This is a genomic window from Microcoleus sp. Pol12A5 (assembly GCF_036701435.1).
Taxonomy (GTDB): Bacteria; Cyanobacteriota; Cyanobacteriia; order Cyanobacteriales; family Microcoleaceae; genus Microcoleus.
Genome location: NZ_JAUBQU010000158.1, coordinates 1 through 11007, shown reverse-complemented (window position 1 = coordinate 11007; position 11007 = coordinate 1). Strand labels below are relative to the sequence as shown.

The 11007-nt window shown below is 43.7% G+C and carries 10 protein-coding genes and 2 pseudogenes; 5 read left to right on the top strand and 7 right to left on the bottom strand.

Translation table 11 applies throughout. The annotated features are described in order from the left end of the window. Window positions 1-210: 210 nt before the first annotated feature. Window positions 211-474 carry a hypothetical protein gene (locus QUA45_RS25770; protein WP_333095979.1) on the top strand — a complete coding sequence of 88 codons (264 nt, stop codon included), beginning with the start codon at window positions 211-213 and terminating at the stop codon, window positions 472-474. A 128-nt stretch (window positions 475-602) separates the two neighbouring features. On the opposite strand, the gene QUA45_RS25765 is transcribed toward QUA45_RS25770, so the two are convergent. Further along, entirely contained in the window at window positions 603-1130 is a 528-nt protein-coding gene (locus QUA45_RS25765; protein ID WP_333095978.1) for a P-loop NTPase family protein, read from the bottom strand. Between the two features lie 356 nt (window positions 1131-1486). Between QUA45_RS25765 and QUA45_RS25760 the strand changes: the two genes are divergently transcribed. The 3 genes and pseudogenes from QUA45_RS25760 to QUA45_RS25750 all read left to right on the top strand — a co-directional run bounded on the left by QUA45_RS25760 (window position 1487) and on the right by QUA45_RS25750 (window position 4186). After that, window positions 1487-2044, top strand: a complete 558-nt coding sequence (locus tag QUA45_RS25760; protein WP_333096077.1) for a nucleoside monophosphate kinase — start codon at window positions 1487-1489, stop codon at window positions 2042-2044. Between the two features lie 139 nt (window positions 2045-2183). Further along, the gene (rph, locus tag QUA45_RS25755; protein WP_333096076.1) at window positions 2184-2903 is read left to right on the top strand and encodes a ribonuclease PH; all 720 of its coding nucleotides are present in this window, start codon (window positions 2184-2186) and stop codon (window positions 2901-2903) included. Window positions 2904-3335: 432 nt separating this feature from the next. Continuing rightward, window positions 3336-4186, top strand: a pseudogene (locus QUA45_RS25750) (IS630 family transposase). A gap of 589 nt (window positions 4187-4775) precedes the next feature. Here the strand turns inward: QUA45_RS25750 and QUA45_RS25745 are convergent. Then, window positions 4776-5063: an element excision factor XisI family protein gene (locus QUA45_RS25745; RefSeq protein ID WP_333095977.1), complete on the bottom strand. Its 288-nt coding sequence runs from the start codon at window positions 5061-5063 to the stop codon at window positions 4776-4778. Between the two features lie 104 nt (window positions 5064-5167). Beyond that, window positions 5168-5430: pseudogene (locus tag QUA45_RS25740) on the bottom strand (element excision factor XisH family protein). Between the two features lie 355 nt (window positions 5431-5785). On the opposite strand from QUA45_RS25740, the gene QUA45_RS25735 reads away from it, so the two are divergent. Beyond that, window positions 5786-7486, top strand: coding sequence for an ABC-F family ATP-binding cassette domain-containing protein (locus QUA45_RS25735; RefSeq protein WP_333095976.1), 1701 nt, complete (start codon window positions 5786-5788; stop codon window positions 7484-7486). 79 nt (window positions 7487-7565) lie between these two features. On the opposite strand, the gene QUA45_RS25730 is transcribed toward QUA45_RS25735, so the two are convergent. From QUA45_RS25730 to QUA45_RS25720, 4 genes are all read right to left on the bottom strand, one after another. Next, the gene (locus QUA45_RS25730) at window positions 7566-8483 is read right to left on the bottom strand and encodes a fructosamine kinase family protein (protein WP_333095975.1); all 918 of its coding nucleotides are present in this window, start codon (window positions 8481-8483) and stop codon (window positions 7566-7568) included. Window positions 8484-9270: 787 nt separating this feature from the next. Beyond that, window positions 9271-9540, bottom strand: coding sequence for a transposase (locus QUA45_RS29290; protein ID WP_333095974.1), 270 nt, complete (start codon window positions 9538-9540; stop codon window positions 9271-9273). 21 nt (window positions 9541-9561) lie between these two features. Continuing rightward, window positions 9562-10047, bottom strand: coding sequence for a hypothetical protein (locus tag QUA45_RS25725; RefSeq protein ID WP_333222580.1), 486 nt, complete (start codon window positions 10045-10047; stop codon window positions 9562-9564). Window positions 10048-10188: 141 nt separating this feature from the next. Then, window positions 10189-11007: transposase (locus QUA45_RS25720; RefSeq protein WP_333222579.1), on the bottom strand; the 819-nt coding region annotated here is incomplete at its 5' end.

Below are 11007 nucleotides of genomic sequence, written 5' to 3'. Positions count from 1 at the left end.
AATTTTAATAATTTTAGGAATCGCGTATTAGCTTGCTGGTCTGATTAGATAAACTTATAACCATAAGTTCAGGAGAGCCTTGGGAATTAAAGAGTTAACAAGTTTTGAGTTGAATCATCTGTTAGGTAGAAAATAGCTCTAAAAAAAGCGAAAAGTAAGATATAATCCCAAACCCTTTTTTTTGTGCTATGTTCTTAGAGAAAGGCAAGTTTGCAAAGTCAAAAGCCAGTCCTCGGCGGTGGCCAACCATGGGGACTGGCTTTTGCTCCAATTTACCCAGGAGATTTATCTAGTATGTTGCAAGAAAAACGTCTCAAGCCGTGGACTATAGTTCGCTCGCTTCCAAATGTGGAAAAGGTGGTTGTGGGTGAGTTTCGCAGTTGGTCTGATGCAGACGGTCACTTGAAAATTCTCAAGCGGATGGTGCCGGCGGATCGATTGAGTGTTGTTTTCGATCCGATAGTTCAAGCGTAACGTCGCTGGTAAATTGATCAGCGTGCGATCGCTCTTTGAGCTAAGCGATCGCCTCTTTTTTTTGATACTGTTTTTTTACATAAAAAATGCGACTGCTAAAAAAGCGATCGCAACTTGAATCATTGTCCTTAACTGCGGCGAATTTCAGTAATTTGGTCGGCAACATCCAAAATTATTTGCGGCATGGATGGCCCGGTAAAAATCATATCCAAATGATGTGGCTTGTTGTCAATCAATGCCACCACTTCGGCTTCGGGAATCAATCCCAAATTAACCGCTAAACTCAATTCATCGAGAATAACTAAGGAATAACGACCTTCGCGCACCGCATTTTGAACATACTGCCACAATTGTTCGATCGATCGCGTCTCCAGCTCATCTAAATCAGCATTCTCAATGCAGCGTGACAAATCGCAGCGCACCCAATCTAAATTTTGCCCCAGCCGCACCGGATGCTGATGCCCTTGATTAATTCCCCCTTTGAGGAACTGCACCGCTAGCACGGGAGATCCTTGTCCTGCAATTCTGAGGGCCTGAGCCATGACACTGGTAAAAAAGCAGCGGTGCGGGCCTGTAAAGACTTGCACCAGCCCTTGAACTGTGTAGGGCAAGCTGTGGTTTAAATTGAGTTTAGGGGTTTGTAACTGAGCAACCATAGGGCAATATTTAATCAGCAACTAAGTCTTGAGTGCAGCTCCGACCTTGGCGTGGCTGAAGCCTGCTTGACAATATATAGTGTACGGGGCCGAGTGCACATCGGATCGAACACTATATATACAAGTTGTCAAAAGCTCGCGACAGTGGCATTCGCAGTCGTTTGTTCGATTTTTGAACTCAATTAGCACTTACGCAGAAACGGGGTTTTTTACCAAAATACGGCGTGGAGCTTGACATTTATACAGTTATAGGGTGAAAAACCAAGGTGATGAGAGCCTTGTGGCGTCCAGGGCTTTGAAGAAAAAGTACACACATCGCGTAAAATTTGAATGTCGCGGCACTAGGAGCAGAGACTGTGAGAGTGGTGATTCTGGGAGGGCCAGGAGCGGGAAAGGGAACTCAGGCTGAACTACTGTGCAGCAATTTGAGCCTTCCTTTGCTGGCTGTGGGGGACATTCTACGGGAGGCGATCGCAGAAGATACAGATTTAGGCAAGCTGGCGGTGTCTTATGTCGAAAGAGGGGAATTAGTTCCCGACGCAATTATGATTGAATTCTTTCGCCGTCGGCTGCTGCTGTGGGATGTCTTTAATGGCTGGGTGTTGGAGGGCTATCCGCGAACGGCTTTTCAAGCTGAGGAGTTGGATTTTTTATTAGAGGAGTTGGCGCAGGAGCTAGATTGGGCAGTTTGGCTGAAAGTGCCGATCGAGGTTTTGCTGAGCAGGTCGATCGAGCGCGATCGATCGGATGACCACCCTAAAATTTTACAGCGTCGGCTCGATTTGTTCCACGAATGCACTCTTCCTCTTTTAGAGTATTACGAATACCGCAACAAATTGTTAACTATTGATGGCGCTCAACCCCCACAACAAGTCCAGCAGGATATTCTCAAATTAATCGAGGCTAAGGGCTAATCGTCATAGCATTTTAGATTTTAGATTGTAGATTTTAGATTGAATGACTGCATATTTAACGCATGAAAAAAGCCGGAAGATTAATACCAAATTTTAAATGTTTAATGCCCAATTACCCATTACCAATTACCTAAATATTATGTCTTTCCAGCGTCCCGATGGCAGACAACCAAATCAACTTCGTCCGATTAGTTTCGATCGACAGTTTACTAAATTTGCTAGCGGTTCCGTGCTAGCAAAAAGTGGCGATACTCAGGTACTTTGCAGCGTTACAATCAAGCCGGGAGTGCCGAGATTTCTGGAGAATACCGGACAAGGTTGGCTAACAGCGGAATACCGAATGTTGCCTGGTTCTACGCCGCAGCGACAAGAGCGGGAATTTATGAAATTATCGGGACGGACTCAAGAGATTCAGCGGTTGATTGGGCGCAGTTTGCGATCGTGCTTGGATATGCAATTATTGGGAGAACGCACCATACTTGTCGATGCCGATGTTTTGCAAGCTGACGCGGGGACTCGCACGACTTCAATTACTGGCGGGTTTGTGGCTGTGGCTGATGCTTTAAATAAGTTGGTGCAAAAAGGTGATTTGGTGCGATCGCCCATTATTCGTCAAGTGGCGGCCGTGTCTGTCGGACTGTTGGAAGGCGAGCCATTTTTAGATTTGAATTATCTTGAAGATGTGGCGGCAGAAATTGATTGTAATGTGGTAATGAATGGAGATTTGAATATCATCGAAATTCAGGGAACTGCGGAAGAGGGAAGTTTCAGCCGGAGTCAGTTAAATCAAATTTTGGATTTGGCAGAAACGGGGATTCAGGAATTGTTGGAGGCTCAGCGGCTGGCTTTAGTGGAGTAGGTACATCTAGTTACTGATATATTTAGTCGCGATTTTCCTGTAAATTTGCTTTTAGTTTTTGTACTTCTGTTAATAGCTGGAGTTTAGACTAAAAAATGGTCGCAGCTAAAACTAGCTGCCTTTGAATAGAAGGCAAGCTGTTGCTCAAAAATTCAATAGGTAGAAGATTAAACAGCTAATATTGAACACTTTTTGCGTCGAGAAACCCGTTTTTTAACAGTGGGATAGCACGGTGACTTAGTACGTACTTTTCCTTTTTCCCAGCCGGGGGATTTTCCCCTCTGTTTAGGCATTTTCGTAGGAGTACCAATGTCAACTAAAACCGACAACATTGATTGGGCAACACGTCCAAGAGTTATAGTTATTTCAAATAAGTATGAGACTATTTAAAAATGAGGTAAAATGAATAAAAATAGTGAAGCCGCTAGGAAAATGTCTTACAGTATTGATTGAGAAAAAGAGTAGTGGATTATGTAGAAAATGGCGGTCGTATCGCTCAAGCGATCGGACTTTTTCAGGTAGTTGTGGCAACGATATATCGGTGGCTGGGTCGGACAGACCTTAGAGCCACACAGGTAAAAAGGCGTAAGAGAAAACTAGATGGGCAAGCCTTAGAAAAGGAGGTAAAAGAGAATTCAGATGCCAGATTAATCGACAGAGCCATGAAGTTTGGAGTAAGACCAAGTGCCATATCTTAGGCTCTTAAAGAAATTAAAATTACTCGAAAAAAAAACAACTTCGTTACCAGGAGAGAAACCGAGAAGCAAGAATGAAATACTACAGATATCTGAGAGAATTGATTAAAGTATCTGGAAGTCAAAGTCTGGTTTTTATTGATTGATGAGTCAGGATTTGAAGAGTTTCACGATTGTGCATTTGGCTGGTCAAAAAAAGGAAAAAAAAATCTGGTGAAAAGTCCGGCAAACGGGGAAAAAGAGAAAATCTAGTAGCCGGAAGACGCAAAGGAGAAAAGGACTTAATTGCCCCAATGGTTTTTACGGGAAGCCTCAATGCAGAAGGCTTTGAAGGGTGGTTATCTTTATATTTATTACCCTCTCTAACAAAGCCATCTATATTAATCATGGATAATGCACCGATTCATCGAAAAACAGCGATTCGAGAACTGCTAGAGGAAACGGGTCATCAAGTTCTTTTTCTCCCGAAATATTCTCGCCTATCTGAACGATATTGAACACGATTTTAGTGCCTTAAAGCGAGCCAGAATGTATGCTCCTCCTGGCACATCTTTAGATGAACTCATCTGTGCCTACTACGCTCAATAGTGTCTCTTTTTTATTTGAAATGACTATATTTATTACATCTTAGCAAAACTTAGCTTTACGAAAGGCACTTAGGGGATGAGAACGCCTCTGAAACTTTGATTATAAGAGCATTAAGACTGCTGAACTACGAAAAAGATAGGGGATTATTGACAGGTTTATTCACTCATATGATCGGTAGCGAGCGCCCGATGCAGCCTCATTTTCCACGAGAGAAACCCAAAAAACATCACCGAACACACCGACTCCGATCTTTTTTGAGGTATATCAACTCAAACCGTAAGTCTTGTAAGTCTTTCCACTTGCTTGTCACCCCGTCAAAACGCTCGCACCCGATCCCAGGGCGATCGCACCTTCTCACCCTCACTTTTCTACAACCTTCTCCTATCGCTTGCTTTAAAAGTTTTTGAAGTACGTGAAGCGAAGCTATCCCGTAGGGAATCGCCCTCCCACTCAAATCGCTTGCACTCCATCATACTTTCAAGGATTTTCGCTGCTGCTCCCTAGTAGGCACTCCATAAGCAGTATAAGGTCTAACATCAGGCGGTAGAAGTCCCAAAACAATTGATTCGGCAGGAACTCCCGCTGCAACTCACTCCTCAGCAATCAGGCGATCGGTATTATTTGCTTGAATCCACACCTGACCGTCAATAATATCAATATGAATCACGCAATGGTGAATACGCTGCTCATTAAACCAACCTATATTTATTAACATATAACGGTCATTTTCCAAATCAAAATTTATTTCATTTTGGATACAACTGTCAAAAATGGGAATCTCAGCGTATTCAGTAAGGAGATGCTTAACAAGTTTGCGATAATTATTTAAGCTATCCCTGGTACTATTTTCTCTATTTTTGGCTTGAAAAAAAAACACAAATTTAGGCGGTTATTATCTAGCAATATCTGACCAGATTTTTCTCCATCAAAAATCTCTGTAAAAGCATTTAGTGGAATTGCAAGATACAGTTGTGTTTCTGATTACGTCCATTTTAAGATGTCATAGTAAAGAGTATATTGACCCAAAGCTTGCTCTAAATCTGCAATTCTAGACTCTATGATAAAACTTTTAACTTCAACGGCTATTTTGCGATCGTTGTTCTCAGTAGCTAATAGCTCTTCGGCACCAAGATCAATAGGTTTCTCTTCGCCCAAGCCAAGGGATACGTATCATGGGTAGTTGTCCAGCCAGCCTTAATGAGAGCCTGTTTGACAACTTGATGATAAATGTCTCTTGCTGGCACAATCGCTCTCTTTTGCTATCGAGGTTGACACTGACTATTATAATGTGCAGAAGTCTCAACCATTATTCGAGAAATTCAATCTGAAACAACACGATCGCCCGTTAGCGAAGCCCTCGAAGAGGATCGCCCCACTAAATAGTCCTGAACCCACATCCAGGCCAGAAACCCGGCTTCTTCCTATATCTCTAGCCCAGAATCTGCGATTTTTCAGAGAAACCCCGTTTCTTCGCGTAACTCCTACCAAATCAAAATCTGGCAAGACGCTAAATATAATTAAAATTTGTTAAGATTAACTCGACCTCAGCGCCGGCATCCCATCCGCCGCTAAACCTGCCCTTCCCCAGTCCCCACAACAATGCTGCGACTCGAACACATCAGTAAAATTTACCCCACAGGCGTCGTACTCAAAGATGTCACCTGGGAAGTCAAGCCAGGTGATCGCATCGGCTTAGTCGGCGTTAACGGTGCCGGTAAATCCACCCAACTCAAAATCATCGCCGGCGAAATCGAACCCACCGCCGGGGAAGTTATTCGCCCCGCCAGCTTGCACATCGCCTACCTCTCCCAAGAATTTGAAGTAGATCCGACTCGCACCGTCAAAGAAGAATTTTGGCGTGCCTTCAGCGAAGCCAACGAAGTCCATGAATCCCTAATGCAAGTCCATCGAGACTTGGAAAACTCCTCTCCAGAAAATCTCGACGAACTGATCCACAAAATGGATCGGCTGCAACGGCAATTTGAAGGCTTAAACGGCTACGGTTTAGAAGCCCAAATCGAGAAAATTCTGCCCGAAATCGGATTTGAACCCGAAGATGGCGATCGATTAGTCAGCGCCTTCAGCGGCGGCTGGCAAATGCGGATGAGTTTGGGCAAAATTCTCCTGCAAAAACCCGACATTCTGCTACTAGACGAACCTACCAACCACCTCGACTTAGAAACCATCGAATGGCTGGAAGTATACCTCAAAGGGCTGACAACCCCAATGGTAATCGTATCCCATGACCGAGAATTTCTCGATCGGCTCTGCACTCAAATCGTCGAAACCGAACGCGGTGTTTCCAGCACCTACCTTGGCAACTACTCCTCCTACCTGCTGCAAAAAGCAGAAGCCAGAGAAGCCCAACTCAGCGCCTACGAAAGCCAGCAAAAAGAACTCGAAAAACAGCAAGCATTCGTAGAAAAATTCCGCGCCAGCGCCACTCGCAGTACCCAAGCCAAAAGCCGCGAGAAACAGTTAGACAAAATCGAACGCATCGAAGCGCCCACCGGCGGATTAAAAACTTTGCATTTCCGCTTTCCCCCCGCACCCCGCAGCGGCCGCGAAGTAGCAATAATTGAAGATTTGGTGCACACCTACGGCGAAAAAATCCTATTCTTGGGAGCAGACTTGTTAATTGAAAGGGGCGATCGCATAGCCTTTCTCGGCCCCAACGGCGCGGGAAAATCAACCCTGCTGCGACTTATTATGGGTTTAGAAAAGCCTTCTGAAGGTACAGTCAAATTGGGAGGTCACAACGTCATCCCCGGTTACTTTGAACAAAATCAGGCAGAAGCCTTAGATTTGAATAAAAGCGTGATCGAAACCATTCACGACGAAGTACCCGACTGGAAAAATGAAGAAGTTCGGACTTTGTTGGGGCGGTTCTTGTTTACCGGCGAAACAGTATTCAAACAGGTTGGCGCTTTAAGCGGCGGCGAAAAAGCCCGCCTAGCTTTGGCAAAAATGCTGTTGACTCCTGTGAATTTGCTAATTTTGGACGAACCTACAAATCACCTCGACATTCCGGCGAAAGAGATGATGGAAGAAGCGATTCAGAATTATGATGGTACCGTAATAATCGTTTCGCACGATCGCTATTTCATCTCCCAAGTAGCTAACAAAATTGTCGAGATTCGGGATGGAGAATTTCGCCCTTATTTGGGAGATTACCACTACTATCTCGATAAAATTGCTGAGGAAAAAGAGCTAGCTAAGTTAGCCAAACTTGAAGCAGAAAAAGCAGCTAAAAAAGCCGAAAAAGAGGCAAATAAAAAAGCTGCTGCTAAGCAGAAATAAACTTGTAACCCTCGCAGATAAACCTTAAATCTGCGTTTATCTGCGTGCATCTGTGGTTAAAAAAGAATTTGATTCTTAACTAACCCAAAATTCGATTAATCATTTGATTCGCCTGGGACTCGTAACTCCCACCAAACAAATTAAAATGATTTAAAATGTGATACAGATTATAAACATTTTTGCGTTCTTCATACCCTGAACCCAAAGGCCAAACCTGATTATATCCCCGGTAAAACTGCGCCGGAAATCCACCAAATAGCTCAGTCATCGCAATATCAACTTCTCTATCTCCCAAATATGCGGCCGGGTCAAAAATCACCGGTTCCCCCGCAGATGTCACCCCCGCATTTCCCCCCCACAAATCCCCGTGAACTAGCGAGGGTTGAGGTTCATAACCAGCTAACAATTCAGGAATCATCTCTAATAAACGTTCCCCTTGCGGAAAATGACCGCCCCGACGCCTAGCCAGTTTTAACTGATAACCAATCCGATGTTCTGCCCAAAATTCTGCCCAGTTTGCCGTCCAATTATTAATTTGTATAGTTGATCCGATCGTATTATTAATATCCCACCCAAAAACTCCCCTCCACAATCCCGAATTAGGCTCTTCTCTCGCGCTTAGCAAGGGGGGGTTGGGGGGGGTGTATTTGTGCATTTCGGCGAGTTTTCGCCCCATTTCTTCCCAAGCTCGATCGCCACCGCGACTTCCCAAATCCAGCCATTCCAGCACAATATAAGCTGAATTTCCCTCTATTCCCCAGCAAATCGGCTCAGGCACTCGAATCGTCTGGGTTTCCCCCATTTGCTGCAAACCCAGCGCTTCAGCTTCAAACATCGCGACTTGGGAAGCTTGATTGATTTTCGCGAAGTAAGCGCGGGAACTGCTGCTGATATAATAGCCTTGATTGATGCAGCCACCGCTGACAGAACGCCGATTGTCGAGAGAAAATGTTTCTCCGGTTGTTTCACAGATGTGCGCGGCAATTTTGTCCCACATAGCATCAAATCGTGTTGAGGGTTGAGGGCGATCGAAATTAGTTTAACAGGTATGGCAACTTAATCAGCAAAAACAACAAAGCCCCTATCTGAAGCTCAGAAAGAGGCTGTGTAATGTGAACCGCGACGTGCAAAGTCGCATTTGATGAGTAGAGAGCCGTCTCTCTCTGGGGTACTTCTCCTCAGTCCTCGTGTAAAAGACTCAATCCGAGTCCGGTCACAACGAAAGTAAGTAATAAAATCGTTGGAGTGCAGACCACACAAGCATCTAAGCTGATAGCCTAAATCGGTAGTGTATGCAAGAGGAAGAAAAGGAAGGGTTAACGATAAGTAAACGACTAATCTAGCTCCGTGATACACGAAAAGGTGAAATCAGGCTGGAACACCTTAACCAAAAGGTAAATAGCTGATTATTAGAAGTTTCGCTGTCTAATAAAGAAGTTCAAAAAGCTATCGGAGTATGAGCCGAACCCCAACCTTTTTCGCAGGTTATCAAAAGCGAAACACGGTAAGCCCAATAGACTCTCTCTTAAGGTCGAAACAAGAGAGTAAGCCAAGAGTAATCACAGCCGAATTGTCTAGGGGGTAAAGGAAGTCAGAGAAAGCGAACGCCCTGTGTAATGCAGAGGATAAGGGTTGAGGAATATCCCAACATGACACCGCCTGAAAATGGTAGCCCACTTCTGACATGTCTTAAACTATAAACAGGATTCAAAGAAACTAAACGGAGATTGAAAGATGGAAACCACTATGGTTATCGGAGACTCTGGACAACTTATACCAAGTTACTATGAAGTTGCACTAAATATAGCTTCAAGGATATAGTCCCAACCACAGAGAGATAAAACTTCTTCATTCGTGAGAGATTTGATAATTCTATTTACCTGTTCTTTGAGTTTATCTAAACTCGAATAATTTTCCCACTTGAGGTCTTTTTTTGTATGTTCCCACAATCTTTTAATCGGATTCAATTCAGGACTATATGCAGGTAAATATATTGGCATTACATGGTCATGCCAGTCTAATAATAGAGCTTTATGGAAGCTACCATTATCCATGATAACTAGATTGAAACTTTCTCAGTGTTTTTGACTAAATCCATTTAAAAACTCCTGAAAACAGTTATAATTAAGCTGAGCAAATTCTTGATAATATTGTTCACCTGTTGCTGGCTCTACGACTCCAGAAATATAAAAGTTTCCTCGTTTCCATTGCTTTTTTCCAATAGGTTTTACCCCCTTCAATGTAATCATTCTGCCCTGCATAGTAATCAATCCAAATCTACTCTCGTCTTGACACCATATCCTTACAGGCTTCGATTTTCTGAAATATTTAATCATTACTTTTATGAGCTCACATAGTTTTTTTTTGAAGCTTGCCTGCACCTCTTCGTTCGCTTTGTTACTTTGGGGTCTTGGGACGTTCAGGTGAGCTTTCAATTTATAATGAACTAGGTCATGTACAACTTTATAGCTCACTTTTATCCCGCATTCTTTTTCTAGAGCGCCAGTCCAGTAAAAGAGGTTGACAAAAAACATAAAATATGGTGCAAGCAAATAACTCATGATGTAGCACTGAAAACTCAAGTTGCTACGTGGTGGCAAGCGAAAACTACCAATACGAAATGTCAGCCTCCTTCTGGTTACCAATAGAGCAGGCTGGCGAATGATATAAAAATGTAATCTTCAACTAAAGTATCTTTTTAGTTAGGCAGATATCAATTGATTTTGAGTCAACATTCTTGCCAAAACATGAAGGTTGTGAACTACTGCCATCCGACGCAGATCGAAAAGATTTTTGCGTAACCCCAAATACCTAGCTTGATTTCCTTGCCATTGACTGATGTGAGCCAAACTGTGTTCGACACTGACTCGCTCTCTTAATTTTTGACGACCGAGTGCTGTGGTTTGACGCTCGCGCAATTCCTGCAATAAAGATTCATCTGGATGAAGGGAAACCGTCCGACATTTGTTACTAGCTGTACATTGAGTTCGCAGCGGGCAAGTCTGACATTGTTTTTGGGGAAATCGCACAGTTTTTCCCGTGACAAATGGTATGCTGATTCCATTGGGGCAGCGAATTACGCTCTCGTCCCAATCAAGATTGAAGGCTGTTTTATCAAAATATTTACCATGGCGGACTCGCCATGATTTACAAATTATTGTCAAGTCCGAGCCGCGTTCTTTGACCCAATGACTCGTTAAATAAGCGCGATCGATATGCAGCTCTCTTAGCTCCACATTTTGAAACGCTAAGTCGATTGCTAATGCTTCGGTAATACTTGATTCGGGAGCATTAGCAGGCGTCACTCCGACAGCTCTCACCATTCCTGTATCTAAGTCTTTTAGGATGTGGCGTTTGTATCCGTCAAATCTTTTTGAACGGCTTTTTCGTCCGTGTCTCATATCAGGGTCTGCAATGGCAATCCGGCGATTGGGAGCCACACCCTTAATTAGGGCTTGCTGAATAATCGAGCGCATATTGCGTGGCCTGGGTTTCGCTCGCACGATCGAGAATAAAGTGCA

Excerpts from the sequence above, each read along its gene's own strand:
- rph (WP_333096076.1), top strand. The coding sequence starts at position 2,184 with ATGTCTTTCCAGCGTCCCGATGGCAGACAACCAAATCAACTTCGTCCG.
- QUA45_RS25765 (WP_333095978.1), bottom strand. The coding sequence starts at position 1,130 with ATGGTTGCTCAGTTACAAACCCCTAAACTCAATTTAAACCACAGCTTG.
- QUA45_RS25730 (WP_333095975.1), bottom strand. The coding sequence starts at position 8,483 with ATGTGGGACAAAATTGCCGCGCACATCTGTGAAACAACCGGAGAAACA.
- QUA45_RS25735 (WP_333095976.1), top strand. The coding sequence starts at position 5,786 with ATGCTGCGACTCGAACACATCAGTAAAATTTACCCCACAGGCGTCGTA.
- QUA45_RS25725 (WP_333222580.1), bottom strand. The coding sequence starts at position 10,047 with ATGAGTTATTTGCTTGCACCATATTTTATGTTTTTTGTCAACCTCTTT.
- QUA45_RS29290 (WP_333095974.1), bottom strand. The coding sequence starts at position 9,540 with ATGGATAATGGTAGCTTCCATAAAGCTCTATTATTAGACTGGCATGAC.